The sequence below is a fragment of the Superficieibacter electus genome (genome assembly GCF_002915575.1).
GTDB classification, from domain to species: domain Bacteria; phylum Pseudomonadota; class Gammaproteobacteria; order Enterobacterales; family Enterobacteriaceae; genus Superficieibacter; species Superficieibacter electus.
Window position 1 is genome coordinate 241,883 of record NZ_PQGD01000004.1, and the last position, 21,212, is coordinate 263,094.

The 21,212-nt window shown below is 51.4% G+C and carries 16 protein-coding genes; 9 read left to right on the forward strand and 7 right to left on the reverse strand.

Annotated elements, in window-relative coordinates; all coding sequences use genetic code 11:
- Positions 1-45: 45 nt before the first annotated feature.
- From CHU32_RS06490 to CHU32_RS06515, 6 genes are all read right to left on the reverse strand, one after another.
- On the reverse strand, positions 46-2,202 hold the full coding sequence (locus CHU32_RS06490) for a putative bifunctional diguanylate cyclase/phosphodiesterase (protein ID WP_103675261.1): 2,157 nt from the start codon (positions 2,200-2,202) through the stop codon (positions 46-48).
- A gap of 196 nt (positions 2,203-2,398) precedes the next feature.
- Positions 2,399-3,682, reverse strand: coding sequence for an MFS transporter (locus tag CHU32_RS06495; RefSeq protein WP_103675262.1), 1,284 nt, complete (start codon positions 3,680-3,682; stop codon positions 2,399-2,401).
- A gap of 89 nt (positions 3,683-3,771) precedes the next feature.
- Positions 3,772-4,233, reverse strand: a complete 462-nt coding sequence (locus CHU32_RS06500) for a RidA family protein (protein WP_103675263.1) — start codon at positions 4,231-4,233, stop codon at positions 3,772-3,774.
- Between the two features lie 18 nt (positions 4,234-4,251).
- Positions 4,252-5,412: a M20 family metallopeptidase gene (locus CHU32_RS06505; RefSeq protein WP_103675264.1), complete on the reverse strand. Its 1,161-nt coding sequence runs from the start codon at positions 5,410-5,412 to the stop codon at positions 4,252-4,254.
- 18 nt (positions 5,413-5,430) lie between these two features.
- Complete coding sequence (locus tag CHU32_RS06510; protein WP_245880187.1) at positions 5,431-6,450, reverse strand: alanine racemase; 1,020 nt, start codon at positions 6,448-6,450, stop codon at positions 5,431-5,433.
- A 74-nt stretch (positions 6,451-6,524) separates the two neighbouring features.
- Positions 6,525-7,196 carry a helix-turn-helix transcriptional regulator gene (locus CHU32_RS06515; RefSeq protein ID WP_103675265.1) on the reverse strand — a complete coding sequence of 224 codons (672 nt, stop codon included), beginning with the start codon at positions 7,194-7,196 and terminating at the stop codon, positions 6,525-6,527.
- A gap of 755 nt (positions 7,197-7,951) precedes the next feature.
- On the opposite strand from CHU32_RS06515, the gene CHU32_RS06520 reads away from it, so the two are divergent.
- From CHU32_RS06520 to CHU32_RS06540, 4 genes are all read left to right on the forward strand, one after another.
- Positions 7,952-8,272, forward strand: a complete 321-nt coding sequence (locus CHU32_RS06520; RefSeq protein WP_103675266.1) for a hypothetical protein — start codon at positions 7,952-7,954, stop codon at positions 8,270-8,272.
- Between the two features lie 197 nt (positions 8,273-8,469).
- Entirely contained in the window at positions 8,470-8,712 is a 243-nt protein-coding gene (locus CHU32_RS06525; RefSeq protein WP_103675267.1) for a hypothetical protein, read from the forward strand.
- Positions 8,713-9,433: 721 nt separating this feature from the next.
- A complete protein-coding gene (locus CHU32_RS06535; protein ID WP_103675269.1) occupies positions 9,434-9,733 on the forward strand; it encodes a hypothetical protein in 300 nt (99 codons plus the stop codon).
- Positions 9,734-10,109: 376 nt separating this feature from the next.
- The gene (locus tag CHU32_RS06540) at positions 10,110-11,135 is read left to right on the forward strand and encodes a Gfo/Idh/MocA family oxidoreductase (RefSeq protein WP_103675330.1); all 1,026 of its coding nucleotides are present in this window, start codon (positions 10,110-10,112) and stop codon (positions 11,133-11,135) included.
- A gap of 82 nt (positions 11,136-11,217) precedes the next feature.
- Here the strand turns inward: CHU32_RS06540 and metC are convergent, their stop codons facing one another.
- Complete coding sequence (metC, locus tag CHU32_RS06545; RefSeq protein ID WP_103675270.1) at positions 11,218-12,393, reverse strand: cystathionine beta-lyase; 1,176 nt, start codon at positions 12,391-12,393, stop codon at positions 11,218-11,220.
- A gap of 534 nt (positions 12,394-12,927) precedes the next feature.
- On the opposite strand from metC, the gene treZ reads away from it, so the two are divergent.
- The 5 genes from treZ (at position 12,928) to CHU32_RS06570 (ending at position 21,209) form a co-directional block, all read left to right on the forward strand.
- Complete coding sequence (treZ, locus tag CHU32_RS06550; protein WP_103675271.1) at positions 12,928-14,715, forward strand: malto-oligosyltrehalose trehalohydrolase; 1,788 nt, start codon at positions 12,928-12,930, stop codon at positions 14,713-14,715.
- On the forward strand, positions 14,712-17,240 hold the full coding sequence (gene treY / locus CHU32_RS06555; protein ID WP_103675272.1) for a malto-oligosyltrehalose synthase: 2,529 nt from the start codon (positions 14,712-14,714) through the stop codon (positions 17,238-17,240). Before treZ ends, treY begins: the two co-directional genes overlap by 4 nt.
- A gap of 173 nt (positions 17,241-17,413) precedes the next feature.
- Complete coding sequence (locus CHU32_RS06560; protein ID WP_103675273.1) at positions 17,414-18,340, forward strand: aminoimidazole riboside kinase; 927 nt, start codon at positions 17,414-17,416, stop codon at positions 18,338-18,340.
- 89 nt (positions 18,341-18,429) lie between these two features.
- Entirely contained in the window at positions 18,430-19,800 is a 1,371-nt protein-coding gene (locus CHU32_RS06565; RefSeq protein WP_103675274.1) for a sucrose-specific PTS transporter subunit IIBC, read from the forward strand.
- On the forward strand, positions 19,800-21,209 hold the full coding sequence (locus tag CHU32_RS06570; RefSeq protein WP_103675275.1) for a sucrose-6-phosphate hydrolase: 1,410 nt from the start codon (positions 19,800-19,802) through the stop codon (positions 21,207-21,209). The genes CHU32_RS06565 and CHU32_RS06570 overlap by 1 nt, the downstream gene beginning before the upstream one ends.
- Positions 21,210-21,212 lie beyond the last annotated feature (3 nt).

The window sequence follows — 21,212 nt, forward strand, 5'->3', positions numbered from 1 at the left end:
AGGATAGTTGACATCAACAGGCTGCGCGGTGGACGAGGAACAGCATTACGTCGCCAGGAAGGTGTCACGGAATGCCGCGGCAGGAAGTGGTCGCCCTAACAGATAGCCCTGCACTTCAGGGCAATGGTGATTTTTCAGGAACGCAAGTTGAGCTGTTGTCTCGACGCCTTCTGCGATCACTGCCATGCCAAAACTGCGTCCTAAATACAGGATGGCACGTACTACTGCCTCGCTTCCCGGGTCAGTATGCACATCGCGAATAAACGAACGATCGATTTTCAGTCGGGTCATCGGAAAGCGTTTGAGAAAACTGAGCGAGGCATACCCCGTGCCATAATCATCAAAAGCCAGACCCACACCGGATTGCCGCAGCGCCTGAAGCAAGGAGAGAGTGGCAGCATCGTGACGCAGCAAAATATTTTCCGTAATTTCCAGCTCTACTGCTTCAGCGGGCAATGCCAGCTGCGTCAATATTTCATTGACTACCTCGATAAGCTTGCGGGATCGAAACTGTGCTTCAAAAAGGTTAACCCCTATCCGGAAATGAGGAACGATGGCACGCCATTCGGCAGCCTGGGCACATGCCGTGCGCAGTATCCATTCGCCTATTGCTGGCGCGGAAGGTTTATTATTAAGCGTCTCGATAAAAGAAGGCGGCGTCAGCAGCCCGCGCTGCGGGTGGTTCCATCGCAACAGCGCTTCTGCACCAACCAGCGCCCCGGTGGCGGTGTTGAACTGCGGCTGATAGAACAGCTCAAACTCCTGGTTTTCAAACGCCTGTTTCAGTTCGCTTTTAAAGCGGCGTCGGTTGACAGCAACGTCACGAAAGGCCGGCTCGAAAAGCGCATAACGGCCTTTACCCGCCGCTTTAGCGCGATAAAGCGCAAGATCGGCTGCGCTCAGCAACTCTTCCGGCCTGGTGGCGTGTTGCGGAGTAAGCGCAATCCCCACGCTAACGCCAATTTCAATATGCTGCCCCGCAAACTCATAGGGCTCTGAAAGGGTAGCGATTATCTGGACGGCGATAGATCTCACCAAACGCAAATCGTTGTCGTTCAGCAGTACCACGAACTCATCTCCGCCCAGCCGGGCGATGATGACGGCCTCGTCAAAATGACTTCTCAGCCGCAGGCCAACCTCTTTCAGCACCGCGTCACCCGCCAGATGCCCCTGTGTATCGTTCACCTCTTTAAAGCCATCAAGGTCAAGTAAAAGCATCGCCCCGACACGGGCCTCCTGCATAAAACTGACGACGCACTGTCTCCAGGCGGCGCGGTTGGGCAGGTCGGTCAGCGCATCAAGCGAGGCCATTCTAAATAGCCTCGCTTCATTTTCCTGACGCTCGGTAATATCCCTGACGATAGCCCCCACGTTGGTGAGCTGCCCTTCATGCCAGGTAGAGAGTGAAAACTCGGCGGGAAACTCGCTGCCGTCTTTTCTTAAGGCCGACAGCTCAATCGTTTTATCTGCCAGCGCGAGCTGCTGACCATGGCGAAGACGTTCAATCTCATCTTCGTAAATCCGCAGCCAGCTCTCCGGGACGATCACCCGGCTGCTGCGATTAAGCACTTCTTCAGCGGTATAACCGAATAAGCGCTCTGCCGAACGGTTCCAGAAGGTAATATTCCCTTCTGCATTGGAGCAAATAATGGCGTCCGGTGAGGTTTCAGCAATTTTTTTAAAGCGCGACAGGCTGGCGCTGCGCAATGATTCCAGGCGGCGCATTTCCATGCGCTCCATCACCAGCGCCGTGATATCCGTCAGATTCTGGCGCTCGCTGCGGGTAAACGTCTCATGGGGCTGGCTGTCAATCAGGCAGACTGTACCTATCTTTTCACCCGTGGGTGTCACTAGCGGTTTACCCGCATAAAAACGCATAAAAGGCGGCCCCAGCACCAGAGGATTAGTGGCAAAACGAGGGTCTGTGGCTGCATCGAGAATGACGAGGATCTCGTCCTGCATAATGGTGTGCGCACAAAATGAGATCTCCCGGCTGGTTTCGGTGGCGCAAAAGCCAATCTGCGCTTTAAAAAATTGTCGGTCGCTCGCCACCAGCGACACCAGAACAATCGGCACATCAAATAACCGTGCAGCCAGCCCTGCCAGACGGTCGAAGTTTTCCTCTGGCAGTGTATCCAGCTGTTGGTAAGTCGCCAGTGCTGCCAGACGCGCTTGCTCATTATCAGGTATGGGCCAGGACATATGCCTGCAAATCTCCCTGTTTTCTATCGGATTATGGTCCGGTTGCTTTGATTATAATCTATAACCAGAAAGTAACCGTGGATAGGGAAGTGCCCGGCGGGAAGGTCACGGTCCGGCGAGCCGGGTTCATGCTGAACTCATAAGGGTGAGGATTGATCATTTATTAAGACCGGGGGCGCAGCCCCCTGTCTTATCCTTACTGTATTGCCGAAGGGTCAACAATGGGTTTATTAACCATAAAGAAATACACCAGCGACGCCATAAACGCGATGACCGATGACGCCACCAGCGCCAGGGTAAAGGAACCCGTATGGTCGAGGATCATCCCGGTTACAATCGGCGCGAACGAACCGCCGATAAAGCCGCCAAAGTTCTGAATACCGCTTACAGATGTAATCAGCCTGGAAGGTACGGAGACCAGAATCAGCCCCCATGCCGACGTGCCTGCAAAATGAATAGAGAAGAGCGCCATACTGATACAGGCGACGGCAACAAAGGTACTTTCGGTATAGGCCGCAGGCAGCGTAAACCCGGCAGCGCACAGTAGCCCCAGACAGATCATCCATTTGCGGCTTTTCATTTTATCCGCACCGCGTTTCATGACCCAGTCGGCCACCACGCCGTTCACCAGCATGCCCGCTGCGCCGAACAGGAAAGGAATAGCTGCCACCCAGCCCGTTTTTTGCAGACTCAGCCCCCGGGACATTTCGAGATATGAAGGCAGCCACGTCAGGAACAGCCAGACCATATAACCGACGCCGTTAAAACCAATGATCATTCCCCACATTGATTTTTGTTTAAATAAACCCGCCCAGTCTTTTAGCGTCACTTTCTCTTTGCTGGAGGGCGGTGTCTCTTCTTCAAGATGCTGAATATCTTCTGCCGACAGCCCGGCGTCTTCACGATTGCGATAGAAAATAAACCATAAAATAGACAGTACGATCCCGCTTACGCCAATGATGATGAACATCATCCGCCAGCCAAAGGCCAGCATCATTGCAATCAGTAACGGTGGAGCCAGCGCCTGCGCCAGCGTTGACGACATATTGACAATGCCCATCGGTACGCCGCGTTTGCGGATGTTATACCAGTCGTTAACGACTTTGACGCCGGTGGGTAAATGCGGCGCTTCGCCAATCCCCAATACCACGCGGGCGACAATCATCTGGCTAAAAGAACCGACAAAACCCAGCGCAGTCTGGGCGGCGGACCAAAGAAAAATGCCGAAGCCATATACTTTTTTTACGCCGAACCGTTCCATCACCATGCCAATTGGAAGCTGACAAAGTGCATAGCCAAAGGAAAAGACTGACAGTAAAAGCCCCATCTCTGTTGCCGTTAATCCCATCTCCTCGCGGATAGTGGTATTGGCAATAGAAAGTGATGTTCTGTCGAGAAAATTAATAATACCCGCCACGAGCAAAAACAATAATGCCATAATTTGCAAACGCTTCAGGCGAGAGCTTGCTTGACTGGACATATATTATCCTTTTGAAATGTAATATCCGCCACTATTTCATGAAATAGTGGCGTGACAGGAGCCGGATATATCCCGGAGGTATCAATAAATTACGCGTTAATTTCGAGAATTAATTCGATTTCAACAGGTGTATCAAAAGGCAATGCATTAGTACCGATGGCAGAACGCGCATGTTTACCGGCATCACCAAATATTTCAATGAGCAGATCGGACGCGCTATTGATGACCAGCGGTTGCTCTTTAAAATCATCCGTGCTTTGTACAAAAGCGAGCATTTTGACGCAGCCTTTAATCTGGTCCAGATCGCCAAGCCAGGCCTTAAGTGAAGAGAGAATATTAATAATACACTGGCGCGCCGCCTCTTTTCCTTGCGCCAGTGACAGCGTGGCACCGAGACTTCCCTGATAAATCAATTCACCTTCACGCCGACAATCGTTGCCGGAGGTATATAATAAATTGCCGACCTGTTTTACCGAAACATAAGAAAACTTAGGGGTGCCAGGGACGCTGAGCGTAATCCCTAGTTCTGCCAGACGGGCTTCAATTTTCATTGCATATTTCCTGATAGTTTACTTCAGCAAAGATAATGCCAGTTGAGTATAAATTTGCGCAGCCTGGTGTAATTCTTCAATCCGCACAAATTCATCTTTAACATGGGCCTGAGCTAAATCGCCCGGGCCCATAATAATGGTCGGAATACCGCACCCGACCGAGAAAAAAGGCGCTTCGCAGGTGGCATCAAAAACACTTTTGCGTGCTGAGCCGGTGACCATGCTTGCCGCCTGAAAAGCTGCTTCAACAAGCGGATGCGTGTCATCAATAGCCGAGGCGGGAATAAAAAGGTAATTCTCCAGCGTGTAATCCCGATCGGGTTTTAATCCCACGCCGGCCAGGGCATCCGCCACGCTGGCATTAATTTCACTGCGTTGCTCGTCGGGTAGCACCCGGCGGTCAATTTCAAGCGAGCACGACTGCGGCACGATATTCGGTGCGCTGCCGCCGTTGATGGTCGTTACCAGCATTGAGGCGTTACCTAAAAGTGAATGCTGGCGCTGCTGAACCTGCTGACATTCCTTGATCAGTTCAGGCAGGAGTTGTGCCATTTTATCGATAGCGCTGTCAGGATGACGGGTTTTAGCCGCATGGCCTGCCGTACCGTGAGTGGTTAAACGGGTGCGGCTAACCCCTTTATGTGCAATACACACGTCCAGCGAGGTCGGCTCGCCAATAATGGCATAGTCTGCTTCAACTCCCTGGGCAATAAAATGTTCCATCCCGAGATTGACGCGCTCTTCATCAACGTTAAATAGCAATAATATTTCGCCGTTAAAAGCATACTGGCGGCGTTTAATCAGCAAGGCGGTATAAATCATCGCCGCCACGCCGGATTTCATATCTGCCGCCCCGCGCCCGATAATGCAATCGTCTTTAATCACTGCCGCGAAGGGGTCCACGGACCAGCCTGTACCGCACGGAACAACATCGGTATGGCCATTTAAAATAACCCGTTTCCCCGGTTGCTGTCCTTTCAGACGCGCGATCACATTGGGTCTGCCCTCTGCCACTTCCTGAATTTCAGTTTCAATTCCTTCATTGCGTAACAGCCCGGCAATAGCGAGCGCTACCGAATTTTCATTGCCCGGCGGGTTTTCCGACGGATGCTGGATCAGGCTGCAAAGAAGCGTGACCAGCTCCTGCCGTTCATCAGCAGTTAATTCGATGTCAGTCATAATAATACTTCCGGCTAATTAAAAACTTTTTCCACGGGCATCAATAGTAATCGTTTCGCTGAATTGTCCATTGCGAAAAGCATATATTTGATCAACCAGGTTAGCGACTACACAACAATGGTTGGGAATAATATGAATCTGCTCGCCAATAGCCAGATCATATTTTTGCGGGTCATAGCGTAAATACCCGTGCTCTTCATTAAGTTTGACCAGCTCAATATCCAGATACTCCTTAATTCTGCCGTAAGAGCCTGGCGTAGCGGAAAGATCGGAGGTTAACGATTTTGTGCCAGCATCAATAGTGGCGTAGCCCGGTAGGGGAATGCTGATCACCGTTGCACAAATCGTCAGCGCGCAGTTATCGGTAGTATATATGCCACCATTAATGGCATTCATATCACCAAAAATAAAGTTTCCGGCTCTTGATTCAGTAATGCCCTTAAGCTCATCTGGATACCACGACGAGAGCGTCGAGCCGCCGGACAGGCGGGTAATGGTAAATCCATTGGCGTTAAGCAGGTCCCGGCTTTCAATTAATAACTGCGCTTCCTGACGTGCCGCCCGGCGAATATCCTGCTCGGTATGATATTGATAAATCGTCCCCGCGTAGGTAAAAACGCCGTCAACCTTCAGCCCTGGCAGCGCCGCCACCTGAAGGGCAAAATCCAGCAGGTCGCCGGGCTGAATGCCTTCCCGGTGCGCACCATAATCAATGGCGATATCGACCGTAAATATCATGCCATTTTTTACCGCTTCTTTTGAAAGCCCTTCGGCACCCGGCAGGCTGTCAACGATGGTGCGGACGGTGATTTTGCCAGCCAGCGCGGCATAGCGCCGACATTTGTCTTCGCCAATCAGCGGATAGGCAATCAGGATCTTGTCAATGCCTCCGGCGGCCATGACTTCAGCCTCCGAGAGACTGGCGCAGGTGATGCCGCTGGCCCCCAGCTGCTGCTCAAGCCTGGCCAGACGCAGCGATTTATGCGTTTTAATATGCGGCCAGTGTTGAATGCTATTGCGAATAAGGCCGGAGGTCATGGTATTAATATTTTTTCCATGATATCCATGTCAAGCGCAACATAAGGTGTGGTCTGCATTTTTCCCCCTGACAGTTAACTGTCAATCGTCGGATTCTCCCCTCGTAATTCGCCCAGATAGGCGTAGAGGGTGTATTTAGAGATATTGAGAAATTCGCAAATCCGTTCGCCGGATTTTTTAATAAGAAAAACCCCCTTGTCGTCAAAAAATTTAATGGCGTTCAATTTGTCCTGACGGCTCATATTACTGACGGGAACGTCAATGAGCGTCATACACTCAGCAATCAGATAGTCGAGCAGTTCGTTTACATCTTTAACAAAGACTTCATTGACTTCTTTAGCGGGGGTTGGTGTGTTGTCCGGGCGACCCGCCATTTTGTTGAGCATTTTCTCAGCCTGCAAAATGTCACTGATATCCAGGTTAATGCACAGGGCACCAATCACCTGTTTATGGTTATTGCGCAGGTATACCGAGGTTGAGCGTAGCGTTTTACCCTCACGAGTTTTGGTGAAGTAGTTGTGCCGATCGCCGTTCACATCGCTGCCGCGCAGCACTTCAAGGCCCAGATTACTGCTTGGATCGCCTACCTTACGACCGGTGACATGACCGTTAATAATGGCAACGATGCTGCTTTCCAGCCCCTGGGAGTGATCGTGCAGTACCACTTCACAGTGTTCACCAAACTGTCCGGCAATCCCTTCCATCATGGGTATGAGGAAATCTAAGCTCTCTTTAATACTTTCCATATCAACCTGAAATTTAGTTAGCTAAACAAACTTTTTGTATTGTATAGCGGTAATGAATACTTCAGGGCAATCAAAAAATGAACAGAAAGAGAGCGCGATCACAGTATAAGCCAAACATTTTGTTTGGTATTTAAGCATAAGAAAACTTTTTGTTTGGTCTTTTTAAGTGAAGCCGGTCATAAAGTTATCTATTGATTTCAAAAGGATGCGTCTTTCTGCATCGTTGCTGGCTCCAGGGTGATCGCGTTCGTCAATGCTATTTTCGCCGTTTAGCGTAAGTTCAACATGTCAGCGCATCGTCTGCGTTGCCGTCCCGGGCCTCTGTATCGTCCAATAGAGCACATGGGCCGTTCTCCTCAAGGCGTCGGTACATCTATTGGCACAACTGTGGTACAGCGGTTGTCAGAAAAAGGTTATCCGTCAGATAAATAAGCGAAAATATAAGATACGCCAGTTTCTATATTACGTAGGTTTGTCATTGGGTGATTAATAACTGAAAAATATTTCGTGCGGCTATTGTTCGTCATACTATAATCTATCAGTAGTGTAATGATGAATAAGAGGAAATAACGTATCAGCGTTAATGGATGGCGCGAAAAAAAAGCGGGGCAGATTGTTCTTAAAATACTCACAGTCAGTGCCGTTGCGTTATAATGATAGTCACAGCGATGCATTTTAATGCGACGCTAATTAAAGGATTTACCGCAGTTTGTATAAGGAGTGGCGTAGTTCTTGATAAGAGGAGATATTTATTAGTGTCAATTTCTGATGAAGATAAAAAAGGCTATATTGCGATAGGCGAGGCCGTTATTAGTCATATCTTCGAAAAGGAAGAGGTTTCTCGTGAATCTCTGATACTAAGGCTTGAAAAACAAGCTGGGCAGGAGACAGATGAAGATTATTTGGCTGAAATCGGTCAGGCTCGCAAGATCCTGGAAAACCTGGAGCAGACGCAAGCGCCACACGGCGATAACGTTGTGAATCTGGAATTTTCCCGGACGGCTGAGCAACATCCGTCATCTGACCGCCAGCTTCGGGAAGAGGGTGACGAGCAGGACGAGGCTAAAAATGGCTAATCTCGCCCGCACCTCCATGCGACTATCGGTGCTCTGAGAAGTGCCATAGTTAAGGATAAGATAAGGTTACCTGAAGGCCGATATTCTGTATTACGGATTAAAAAGACTAATAATTTCTTCGCTTTGCTGGTCTTTGATATCGGCCCTATATACACTGTCCCCAGTGTAGTACTTAACCTATTTCTGTGGGGTCAGCGATGGCGAAAACACATGAAGATGCGGTGTCACCCGGGACGGGCATTCCGTCGGTCATGGATTCGGCGTATGAAGAATTATTGGGACGTATTGTGATAGCGATGTTACGGACCGGCTCACCGGTGAGCCGCAAGACATTGTTCTTAAAAATTGCTTTTTTGATGAACGAAACTGAGGAGCCCGCACAGACGTTACTGTATGAGGGTGTTTTTCGTCTGCTACTTAATGCAGAACGCTCCCGCTGATCTGAAGATGTTTCGGCCTCTTCAGTGAACGGGCCGCGAAAACAATTTTCGGAGGTGTAATATAAAATGTTAAAACTGAAAACGCATGACGGGCAAATACGCCTGTGCGCGGGGTCAATATTATTACTAACGCCACAGCTTAACCATCAGTTCTGATTAAGATGCGTTAATGCATCTTATTATCTGTCATTTCAACATTATGTTGGCCCCATGAGTCCGTGCAACAACGTTATTACCAGGCGTTCTGGCAATATATTTTTGCTGACGTTTTTGTAAAACCGTCTTAAGCGCAGGCTCCGCCAGTCTCTCTTTAACTGATTATTTTCCGTGATATCCACGGAGGGCTACCCCTTTGCGCTTTGCGTACAGGGAGGGCCTTTATTTAACCTTAGGAGACAAATTGGACAAAAATGATCATGTTCTACTTGATTCTGCCAGGGAAATCCTCGGCGTCGCAGCTGTATTTCTGCTTAAACAGGGATTACGCGCATCGCCACGGTTGCTTTACACCCTGATATTGTCATGGGAGGAGCGGGCTGAAACGCATGAAAAAGCGGCTTATCAGCTGGCGCTGAAAATTTTGTCAAAAAAACTGAATTGATCCTGGCGCGGAATGGTTTAATAATCGGTCTTTATTATTTGCCATCGCCAAAGGTGACAACGCTATAATCGTTAACCCACGCCAGGCGGCAAACTGCTGACTGGCGATAAGGAGAGAACCATGAGCAAAAGTCCAAAAGAAAAGCTTTCTGATTTGCTTATCGGTGAAGCAGTAATGAATCTGCTTGAGGCGGATGAGGAAGTCACTTTTACAGCACTATTAAAGGCATTAACTGAGGCTCGTGACAGGCCGGAAAATGAGGCGCGGCGGGCGGCGTACAATATGGCTATCGATGATGTGAAATCTTATGTCGCACTTTATCATCAGGGGGCAGGTACCACCCATTTTGCGGCCACGGAGATGTCCGGAAAGTGGCTCATGGATGGCCTGTCTTCGTGCGTGAACGACAGGAAGCATTGATGCCAGGTTAACGCGCGGCGTTAGTGTGCATGTTATTTCACACAGACTATTTTCTGGTAGCGGCCTGTTAAATCAGTTTCACTCTGCCTAATAATTCATTCTATTGCCGTTATTCGGCTTTTCTTTTTTCCACCGACCGCATTGTTAACCTGACCAGTAAGGTACTGGTTTACCCTCGTTTTAGAGATGTTAGCTTTTTGTTGCTCGGTAATAAAGGTCTCTATGGATGGTGGTTTTATTATTTGTTTTATAAATTACAAAGGCTTATAAACGGATAAGTTTACTGGACTATGCCACTCTTCATGCTATGCTGGCGCTCAGTTTTCTACTGCTTGAATTATTGCAACAGGTAAATTACACACCAGGGAGCCGCTTTATGAGCAAATTAACCATCGGTTTTATTGGAAATGGCAAGAGCGCAAACCGTTACCATATTCCCTTTATTCTGACCCGGCCCGATAAAATCACGATTAAAACTATCTATTCAGCCAGCCCTGAGCGGGACATCTGGGACCGCCTGCCAACGGTAGAATACACCAGTAATATCGACGTGTTGCTGAACGACCCTGACATTCAGTTAGTGGTGGTAAGCACGCCTTCATCATTGCACTATACGTTTGCTAAGCAGGTGCTGCACGCCGGTAAACATTGCGTGGTGGAAAAGCCGTTTACCGAAACCAGTGCCGAAGCGCAGGCGCTTTTTGCGCTGGCGAAATCCAAAGGGCTCATGCTCCAGTGCTACCAGAACCGTCGTTTTGACAGCGACTTTCTGACCACCCAGAAGGTGATCGCATCTGGTGTGTTGGGCGAGTTGCTGGAAGTCGAAATGCATTATGATTATTACCGCCCTCATGTGCCGGAATCCGTTCACGAACACTACGCAATGAATTCCTATTTATACGGCCATGGCTGTCATACCCTTGATCAGGTGATCTCCTTCTTTGGCAAACCTGATTCGGTGCATTATGACGTGCGCCAGTTGCTCGGCAGCGGACGGATGAACGATTATTTCGACGTTGACCTTTATTATGGCGTGTTAAAAGTTTCCGTTAAATCAAGCTATTACCGGATTAAAGACCGCCCCAGTTTTGTGGTGTACGGCAAAAAAGGAATGTTTGTTAAATACCGCAAAGACAAGCAGGAGGAGCATCTAAAACTCTTTTATCTGCCGGGCAGTCCGGATTTTGGCACCGATACCCCGGACGATTATGGCGTGCTCACCCGAATAGATGATAATGGCACCTGGCATGAAGAGAAGGTGGTGTCGGAACAGGGGGATTATGCCCGCTATTATGACGCGCTGTATGAAACGCTGATAAATGGTCACGAGAAGCTGGTGACGGATGAGCAAACCTTGCTGCAAATCCGTATGCTGGAAGAGGGCGTTCGCGGGCTAAAATAAGCGGTGGTCGATATCGCGTGGCGCTGCCATCTCCGGCGGACGCCGCGCGTTATGCCGTTAGCGCAGGTAAAACAGAATTGCTTTAACGCAGATACAGTCGTTGTAGCCCCGCTTTTAAATCCTCTTTCAGATCCTCAATATCCTCAAGACCAATTTGCAGGCGCAACGTCAGCCCTTCCGGTGCCCACGCTATTGCGGTCCGGTAGTCGGCGCAGTTAAACGGCGTGATCAGGCTTTCAAATCCGCCCCATGAAAAGCCCATGCTGAAAACGGACATATTATCCAGCATGTCATCCACGTTATCCTGGCGAAAGCGGTCGTTCAGGACGACAGAGAACAGCCCGGTAGAGCCGGTGAAATATTTCTTCCAGTTTTCATGTCCGGGGCAGCTGGCTAAGGCCGGATGGAGCACCCGGCTGACTTCCGGCTGTTGCGCCAGCCAGCGTGCCATCTCCAGCCCGCGTGCCTGCGCTTCTTCGACCCGCAGATGCAATGTGCGCAGCCCCCGCAGCGCCAGAAAACAGTCTTCAGCGCCCGGCAACATCGACATGGCGTCGTAGGTTTCACGTAGCGCCGGCCAGTGGGAGGCATTAGCAGAAACCAGCCCCATCAGCAGGTCGGAGTGGCCGCCGAGGTATTTGGTTCCGGCTTCTACTGATAAATCAATGCCGTGATCATGAGCTTTGAAAAACAGCGGTGTGGCCCAGGTGTTATCAATAATGGTGCTGAGATTGTGCCTTTTCGCAACAGCGACAATCGCCCCGATATCCTGTACCTCAAAACTTTGCGAACCGGGACATTCCAGCATAATCAGCCGGGTGTTGTCCTGCACCAGATGCTCAATCCCTGCGCCGATCAGCGGATCGTAATAGGTCACGGTAACACCATACTTCGCCAGCATCGTGTTACAGAACTGGCGTGTCGGACGGTACACCGAGTCCGTCACCAGAATATGATCCCCCGCTTTGGTGACGGAAAACAGCGCCAGCGCCAGTGCGCCGAGGCCAGACGGCGATATCACCGTCCCGGCTGCGCCGCACAGCGCTGACCAGGCATTTTCCAGATTCTCAATCGTCGGCGTTCCCTGCGTTCCATAGGCAAAGCGCGCCCGGTTCTGACGAATATCCTCACAGGTTTTAAAAAGTACGGTAGAACCGCGGTAGACGGGGGAATTAACAAATCCGCTTTGCTCATCAGGATTTCGGCCCAACATAGAGAGCTGCGTACTCACCCGGAATTTTTTTACATCTTGTTTCATCGGCTGGCCTTCTGCGTAAGGTGTTAAAACTTTTCATAATCTTTCATTACTGCCAAAAAACCATGGCATATATCAAAAATCAGCGAAACAGCGTACACACTAATAAAAACCCCGGCCAGAGGCCGGGGAAGTCGCTGATAAGCGTATGCTTATGAAGCCGGGATGGTTAACGATGTCGTCAACGTATAGTCTACGCTCCATCCGGATTTTTGGTCCAAATTATAACCATCTGTTTATATAGCCAGTATTCCCCGCAAAAAAGGAAATCGCCCACCTGGGGAGAGAATAAAAATAGCCAATCGCGCCCTGGTTTTGCAGGTTGTTATCCATCGGATATAAGGTGTGAAAACAGTCGTCACAATCAATAATAGGTTGAGCATTAACAGACGACCGCGATGACGCTTTGAGATGCAGAATATGACGTAACCTGACCCGCTGTGTAAATTCCTCGCCGTGGTCTCCTGGTGTGCGCATTTGAACTATGATTGATGCGATATCGTCTACGCGTACCTGCGAATTAAATGAGGCTATTAAATGAAGTCCAGATCTTATCCTGAACGTTGGGGAGCTGAGTATATCGCGCCGGATAGCGTCCGATTTCGCCTCTGGGCTACCGCGCACGATAACGTTACATTGCGGCTCTCTGGTCATGAACGGGCCATGACACCCGTCGGGGACGGCTGGTTTGAGCTTCATGTCAATGGCGTAGCGTCTGGCGCAGAATACGAATATGTGCTGGAGGACGGCACTACCATTCCCGACCCGGCCTCCAGAGCGCAGAAAGCTGGCGTTAATGGCCCGTCGCTGGTGGTCAACGACGATAATTATTTATGGCTGCATAAAGAATGGGCTGGGCGACCGTGGGAAGAAACGGTGGTCTATGAATTGCATATCGGCACCTTTACGCCGGAAGGGACGTTTCAGGCGGCAATAGCGAAACTCCCCTGGCTTGCCAGCCTGGGTATTACCATGATCGAGGTCATGCCCGTTTCGCAGTTTGCTGGCAATCGCGGCTGGGGCTATGACGGGGTATTGCTTTACGCACCGCATACTGCTTATGGTTCACCAGATGATTTTCGTGCGTTTGTTGATGCGGCACATGGGTATGGTCTGTGCGTTGTTCTGGATATTGTTCTCAACCATTTCGGCCCCGAAGGCAACTACCTGCCAATGCTGTCACCCGATTTTTTCCATCAACAACGCATGACACCCTGGGGCGCGGGCATTGCTTACGATGTCGAGGCTGCCCGGCGCTATATTATTGACGCCCCTCTCTACTGGCTAAAAGCATTCAATCTGGATGGCCTGCGTTTTGATGCCATCGATCAAATCAAAGACAGTGCTGAAAAACATATTCTCATTGAAATCGCCGAACGTATCCGCGCTGAAATCACCGGTCGGCCGGTTCATCTGACCACGGAAGACAGCCGCAACGTGATTTTTCTTCATCCGCGTCAGGAAGATGGCTCAACGCCTCTCTTTACCGGCGAATGGAATGATGATTTTCACAATGCCATTCATGTCTTCGCCACGGGTGAAACGCACGCCTATTACCAGGATTTTGCTGACCAGCCGGAAAAACACGTGGCCCGCATCCTGGCGGAGGGGTTCGCTTTTCAGGGGGAAATCTCCGCCCAGACCGGCGAGCCACGCGGTGTGGACAGCCGTGGACAACCACCAGCCGCCTTTGTTGATTTTATCCAGAATCACGACCAGATCGGTAACCGCGCTCAGGGTGAAAGGCTGATTACTTTGGCAGGAGGTGAACGTACTAAAGTGTTGCTGGCAACGCTGCTGCTATCACCGCATATTCCGCTGATGTTCATGGGCGAGGAGTATGGTGAGACGCATCCTTTCCTTTTCTTTACTGATTTTCATGGCGACCTGGCCCGCGCAGTACGCGAAGGCCGGGCGCAAGAATTCGCGGGGCATGCCGGGCATGAAGAGGGACGCGTTCCCGATCCTAACGATGAGACAACCTTCCTGAACTCAAAACTTGACTGGCAGAAAACACAGAGCGAAGAGGGAAAAAACTGGCTGGCACTCTGTAAAACGTTACTCGCCTTGCGTCAGCAGCACATTGTGCCGTTACTGGCCTCTGCCGGTGGACACGCTGGCCACGTCATTGCCACGGCGAAAGGCTTCGTTGCACTTAGCTGGACATTCCCTCAGGGGACGCTTTCTCTCGCCCTTAATATTGGAGAAGCAACGCAGCCGCTGCCTGATTTGCCCGGAGAAACGCTTTTTGCCCTGCCTGAAATGGCAGATACACTCACGCCAAACGCCGTTATTGTCCGCCTTGCGCAGGGAGAAAGGCCGTGAATATTCCTACCTCGACATATCGCATTCAGTTTCGTAACGGCATGACCTTTGACCGCGCCGCGGCACTGGTGCCGTATTTACAGCGCTTCGGTATTAGCCATTTATACGCGTCTCCCATTTTCACGGCGACGTCTGATTCTACGCACGGTTATGACGTCACCCACACGAGTGAAATTGAGCCTGCTATCGGTGGTCGGGAAGGGTTTGATCGCATGGTTAGCGCACTAAAAAAGGCGGGCCTTGGATTGATCCTTGATATCGTGCCCAATCATATGGCCGCATCGCTGGAAAACCCATGGTGGCGAGACGTGGTGGAGCAGGGCGAAAACAGCCGCTACGCGCGTCATTTTGATATTGACTGGTCTCGCCGCCTTACGCTGCCTTTTCTTGGTGACACATTTGAAGAGGCTGTGGCAAAAGGGGAAATTAGCGTTAAGCGCGATCCGCAGACTGCTAAACCGGCACTCGTTTATTACGACAGTTATTACCCGCTGGCTCCGCAAAGCTGGCAGGGCAGGGAAGAAGAACTCCTGGCGCAGCGCGATCCGCATGCTATCGCAAGACTGCACGATGAGCAGCCCTGGCAGCTAACCTGCTGGCGCGAAGCGGCAGGCAACCTTTCGTACCGGCGCTTTTTTGAAATAACCGGTCTGGTTGGCGTGCGTGTGGAAGATAAAACGGTATTTGATGATACTCACCGGTTAATCCTTGAACTGGTCCACTCGGGGGCGGTAGATGGCTTACGGGTCGATCACATTGATGGTCTGGCCGATCCTAAAGCCTATCTTGACCGTCTGCGTGAGGAAGCCGGGCCTGAGTGCTACATCACGGTGGAGAAGATCCTCGGTAAAGGGGAACATCTGCCGGAAGACTGGCCGGTTTCCGGGACTACCGGCTATGAGTTTATCGCCGCGCTCTCCGACGTGCTGGTAGATGATGGCAATATTGCCGCTTTGCGTCAGGCATACGATCGCGTGGTCGGCGAGCCGGTCGATCTGAAAACCGAGCTGCGAAACGCGAAGTTGCTAATGGCAGACAGAAACTTTGCAGGTGAATTTACGACGCTGCTGAAACTGGCGCAGGCGATTGCTGCGGATGAAAATGCGGCGCTCAGTGAAGACGAGCTTCGCAGCGCGTTGCGTGAACTGCTGGTCGCGTTTCCGGTGTATCGCACCTACGGTACAGCAGAAGGATTAACCGCCGCCGATGACGAATTGTTGCAACGGGTGATTGCCCGTATCCGGCTGGACGAGAACGCTCCGCCTCCGCAGGCGCTCAATCTCCTGCGCTGTACCCTTAAAGGCGATGTGGCGCAGGAGGTATCCGGTGTTGCTGCAACGTTTCGTACTCGTTTTCAGCAGCTTACCGGCCCGCTGATGGCAAAGTCAGTGGAGGACACGCTTTTCTTCCGGCAAAACATGGACCTGGCGCTCAATGAGGTGGGTGCTGAGCCGCTGCCGCGCACCTTCTCGATCCACCGTTTTCACAGCGAAATGCAAACCCGCCTCGAACGACAGCCGGATGCTATTTCATCTACCTCAACCCACGACACCAAACGCGGTGAGGATGCCCGCGCACGTCTTTATGCGCTGACGGAAGCGCCGGAATTGTGGGCTGAGTGCGTCGAGCGCTGGCGTAAAATTAATCAGCATAAAGTTACTCTGCTGGACGACGGCCCGGCTCCGAGGGCGAGCGGAGCATGGATGCTTTATCAGGCGCTGGCAGGTGTCTGGCCACCCACGCTTGAGGCGCAGGATGCGGCGAGTCTGAAAGCGCTGGAAGCAAGATTTGTGGTGTTTGTCGAAAAAGCGTTACGCGAGGCCAAATTACGTACCGACTGGGGTGACAGCAATGAAGAGTATGAAAGTGCCGTACTGGACTATACCCGCCACCTGCTTTCGCCGGACAACCAGCCGTTTTTACAGGATTTTAGCGACACGCTACAGCCGTTTATTCGCGCAGGGTTGATCAACAGCCTCACTCAGGCGGTTATTAAGCTGACCGCGCCAGGGGTACCGGACATTTATCAGGGGAGCGAAACGCTGAACTTCAGCCTGGTCGATCCGGATAACCGCCGCGAACCTGATTTTGCGCAGTTAGAACGTTTACTCGCTGAAGACGAGCCGTTTGCTGCTCCAACAGAGGAAAGCTGGCGCAGCGGGCAGTTAAAACAGCATGTCACGGCGCGATTACTGCATCTGCGCCAGGATAAACCATCGCTGTTCCGCGAGGGGGCGTATTTGCCGCTGGAGGCCACCGGCAGACGAGAAGAAAACGTACTTGCTTTTGCCAGAGCGGATCGCGAAGAGGCGCTCATTGTGATTTCGCCTCGTCTGGCTTTTGATGAGCATCATGACAGCCTTACCCATCATCCCCGCTGGGCGGACACCACCATCATGCTACCTGAGAGGCTTAGCGGTCACCGTTGGCGTAATGCACTGAGCGGGGACGTGATAGTGCTTGATGACCGCATTGATCTTGCGGCATTCGAGGGTGGCGCGTGCATTCTGCTTGTTAGAGAGTGATTACCGTTCAGAGCCGATGTCATGCTGGCATCGGCTCTGTTTCGTTGACAATATCAGTCAGAAGATGTGATGGATCTCGTAAATCGTAATAAAATCTCCCGCCAAAAAAGTAAAATCATTGTTTTGCTAAATCGGTTTAGTTATTTTGGCAAAAATTTTACAGGGAGATAATTATGTCAGCTCGCGTGTGGTGTCTGGGAGATGCGGTGGTCGATCTGCTGCCTGAAACCTCAGGACGGTTAATGCAGTGTCCCGGTGGAGCGCCAGCAAATGTGGCGGTAGGGGTGGCAAGATTACAGGGGAACAGCGCGTTTATTGGCCGGGTCGGAGAAGATCCTTTTGGCCGATTTATGCGCCAGACACTGAATAATGAGCAGGTGAATGTCGATTATATGACGCCCGATGCGCAACATCGTACCTCAACCGTTGTGGTGGACCTGGATGAGGATGGCGAACGCTCATTTACCTTTATGGTACGTCCGAGCGCCGACCTGTTTTTGACAATGCAGGATCTTCCTGTCTTTCAGCCAGATCAGTGGTTGCATAGCTGCTCTATCGCTTTATCCGCCGAGCCATCGCGTTCCACTACCTTCAACGCTATGCGTCAGATCCATGCTGCGGGCGGTTTTGTGAGCTTCGATCCCAATATCCGGCAAGATCTGTGGACGGACAACACTTTGCTGCATCGCTGTGTGTGCCAGGCGCTGGAGCTGGCGGATGTGGTGAAGCTGTCGGAAGAAGAATTGATGTTTATCGCCAGTTCGCAGGACGCGGATCTTGCCATGAGGCAGCTGGCAGAGCAGTTCGCCATTACATTACTGCTGGTTACGCAGGGAAAAGCGGGGGTAAAAGCCTGGCATAATGGCACTATTTATCACTACCCCGCAGTGCCTGTAGTCAGCGTGGATACTACCGGTGCCGGCGATGCCTTCGTCGCAGGACTCTTATGGGGACTCGCACAGCATGGTTTGCCGGAGCGGGAATCCCAGCTTGCAGAGCGCCTTGCTGATGCCCAGATTTGTGGCGCGCTTGCCACCACGGCAAAAGGGGCGATGACCGCGCTACCCTATCTTCATCAATTAAAAGCACCGTTGCGTTAAGCGTTACTACTTTGAGTTTAATTTTTTACTAAACCGATTTAGCTTTTTTATTTTATTGCAGTGAAACAAAAATAATCAGAGGTTCTTTTATGGATTTTAACCATATTTCCGGGTCATTACTGCCGCTACTCGGTGGAAAAGAAAATATTGCCAGTGCGGCGCATTGTGCTACTCGCTTACGACTGGTGCTGGTGGACGATGCGAAGGCGGACACTGCCGCTATCGGTAAAATTGATGGGGTGAAAGGGTGCTTTCACAACGCCGGACAGCTACAAATTATTTTTGGTACTGGCGTCGTTAATAAAGTGTATGCCGCGTTTATTGCTCAGGCAGGTATTGGCGAATCTACTAAATCGGAAGCTGCGGATATTGCCGCCCGTAAGCTCAATCCGTTCCAGCGTATTGCGCGGCTATTATCCAATATTTTCGTCCCGATTATTCCGGCGATTGTCGCCTCCGGCCTGCTAATGGGGCTGCTCGGCATGGTGAAAACCTACGGTTGGGTTAATCCTGACAATGCGCTCTACATCATGCTGGATATGTGTAGCTCGGCGGCTTTTATCATCCTGCCCATTCTGATTGGTTTCACTGCAGCGCGCGAATTTGGTGGTAATCCATTCCTTGGCGCGACGCTTGGCGGCATCCTGACACATCCCGCATTAACCAATGCATGGGGAGTGGCGGCAGGTTTTCATACCATGAACTTCTTTGGCATTGAAATCGCGATGATAGGCTACCAGGGCACGGTTTTCCCGGTACTGCTGGCCGTGTGGTTTATGAGTATGCTGGAAAAAAGGCTGCGTCGGGTAGTCCCTGACGCACTGGATCTGATCCTGACCCCCTTCCTGACGGTTATCATTTCGGGCTTTATCGCACTGTTGATTATCGGCCCGGCGGGGCGTGCGCTCGGCGACGGTATTTCTTTAGTGTTGAGTACGTTGATTACTCACGCCGGCTGGCTGGCCGGACTGCTGTTTGGCGGTCTTTATTCTGTGATTGTTATTACTGGTGTCCACCACAGTTTTCATGCCATCGAAGCGGGGCTTTTAGGCAACCCGGCGATAGGCGTGAATTTTCTGCTGCCAATCTGGGCGATGGCAAACGTGGCGCAGGGTGGTGCATGTCTTGCTGTATGGTTTAAAACTAAAGATGCCAAAATTAAAGCGATTACGCTGCCCTCGGCATTCTCATGCCTGCTGGGGATTACCGAGGCGGCAATATTTGGTATTAATCTGCGTTTTATTAAGCCGTTTATCGCCGCGCTCGTCGGCGGCGCAGCAGGCGGGGCATGGGTCGTTTCCGTACATGTCTATATGACCGCCGTGGGGTTAACGGCTATACCGGGGATGGCTATCGTGCAGGCCAGCTCACTGTTGAACTATATCATTGGCATGGTGATCGCTTTTTGTGTCGCTTTCGCGATTTCTTATTTGCTCAAATATAAAACGGACGCTGAATAATGCCTTCAGATACTCTGCTATCGGCGATTTTACAGGCGGTAATGAAAGGTCAACCGAAGGCGCGGGAGGATAGCCACTATCCGCGCTGGCATCTTGCCCCGGTCACGGGGCTGATGAATGATCCTAATGGTTTTATTCATTTTGCCGGGCGCTACCATCTTTTTTACCAGTGGAACCCGTTTGGCTGCCAGCACAAGCATAAATGCTGGGGCCACTGGAGCTCTGCAGATTTATTGCACTGGCAGCATGAGCCACTCGCGCTGATGCCGGATGAAGACTACGACCGCGATGGCTGCTACTCCGGCAGTGCGATTGATGATGGCGGCAAACTGACGTTATGTTATACCGGCAATGTGAAGTTCGCTGACGGTTCCCGTACCGCCTGGCAATGTCTGGCTGTACAAAATGACGCGGGTGGTTTCACTAAATTGGGTCCGGTTGTTCCACTGCCCCAGGGATACACCGGTCATGTGCGCGACCCGAAAGTCTGGCGGCATGAGGGACGCTGGTATATGGTGCTGGGCGCACAGGATCAGGCCCTGCGCGGAAAAGTTCTGCTGCTGCAATCAGACGATTTACGGCACTGGACATTAGTTGGTGAAATTGCCGGCAGCGGCCTCGGCGGGCTGGAGGAGGCGGGCTATATGTGGGAGTGCCCGGATCTCTTTACGCTTGATGAAGCGACTTTTTTACTTTGCTGCCCGCAGGGAGTAAAAGCGCAAGCGACGCGTTTTCTTAACACTTACCCGAGTGCGTATCTGAGTGGTGAGTTTCATTACGACCCGGCATCGTTCCAGCACGGCCCACTTCACGAGCTGGATACCGGGTTTGAGTTTTACGCACCGCAAACCACACTCACTGCGGATGGCCGACGTCTGTTAGTCGGATGGATGGGCGTACCGGACGGCGAGGAAATGCGCCAGCCGACGATCGCCTTTGGCTGGCTCCATCAGATGACCTGCGTGCGTGAGCTTTCGGCGCGGCGCGGTAAACTCTATCAGCAACCTGTGAGTGAGCTACAGGCGTTACGTGGCGAAGCGCATGAATGGCAGGGCCGTGCTAATGATGCCCCCGCGCTGGCGGCGCAAAATCTCGAACTGATCCTGGAAAGTGAAGAGGAGCTAACGCTCAATATTGCCGATACGCTGAGGGTGGAATGGCATGCCACAGGCATTCGCCTGGCCCGCCGCAGCCTTGAAAGCGGCGACTGGCAGTACCGTTACTGGCAGGGCAAGGTGCAAAAACTGCATCTCCTGTGCGACTCCTCCAGCGTTGAGATTTTTATTAACGACGGAGAGGGCGTAATGAGCAGTCGTTATTTTCCTGAGCACCCGGGCCCGCTCACCTTTGCCGGACCGTCCCGTCTGCATGCCCGCTACTGGTCGTTACGTTCCTGCATGGTAGAATGAATG

Bases quoted from the DNA above. Each gene is read 5' to 3' on its own strand.
- CHU32_RS06490 (WP_103675261.1), bottom strand. From the start codon at position 2,202: ATGTCCTGGCCCATACCTGATAATGAGCAAGCGCGTCTGGCAGCACTG.
- CHU32_RS06495 (WP_103675262.1), bottom strand. From the start codon at position 3,682: ATGTCCAGTCAAGCAAGCTCTCGCCTGAAGCGTTTGCAAATTATGGCA.
- CHU32_RS06500 (WP_103675263.1), bottom strand. From the start codon at position 4,233: ATGAAAATTGAAGCCCGTCTGGCAGAACTAGGGATTACGCTCAGCGTC.
- CHU32_RS06505 (WP_103675264.1), bottom strand. From the start codon at position 5,412: ATGACTGACATCGAATTAACTGCTGATGAACGGCAGGAGCTGGTCACG.
- CHU32_RS06510 (WP_245880187.1), bottom strand. From the start codon at position 6,450: ATGACCTCCGGCCTTATTCGCAATAGCATTCAACACTGGCCGCATATT.
- CHU32_RS06515 (WP_103675265.1), bottom strand. From the start codon at position 7,196: ATGGAAAGTATTAAAGAGAGCTTAGATTTCCTCATACCCATGATGGAA.
- CHU32_RS06525 (WP_103675267.1), top strand. From the start codon at position 8,470: ATGGCGAAAACACATGAAGATGCGGTGTCACCCGGGACGGGCATTCCG.
- CHU32_RS06535 (WP_103675269.1), top strand. From the start codon at position 9,434: ATGAGCAAAAGTCCAAAAGAAAAGCTTTCTGATTTGCTTATCGGTGAA.
- CHU32_RS06540 (WP_103675330.1), top strand. From the start codon at position 10,110: ATGAGCAAATTAACCATCGGTTTTATTGGAAATGGCAAGAGCGCAAAC.
- metC (WP_103675270.1), bottom strand. From the start codon at position 12,393: ATGAAACAAGATGTAAAAAAATTCCGGGTGAGTACGCAGCTCTCTATG.
- treZ (WP_103675271.1), top strand. From the start codon at position 12,928: ATGAAGTCCAGATCTTATCCTGAACGTTGGGGAGCTGAGTATATCGCG.
- CHU32_RS06560 (WP_103675273.1), top strand. From the start codon at position 17,414: ATGTCAGCTCGCGTGTGGTGTCTGGGAGATGCGGTGGTCGATCTGCTG.
- CHU32_RS06565 (WP_103675274.1), top strand. From the start codon at position 18,430: ATGGATTTTAACCATATTTCCGGGTCATTACTGCCGCTACTCGGTGGA.
- CHU32_RS06570 (WP_103675275.1), top strand. From the start codon at position 19,800: ATGCCTTCAGATACTCTGCTATCGGCGATTTTACAGGCGGTAATGAAA.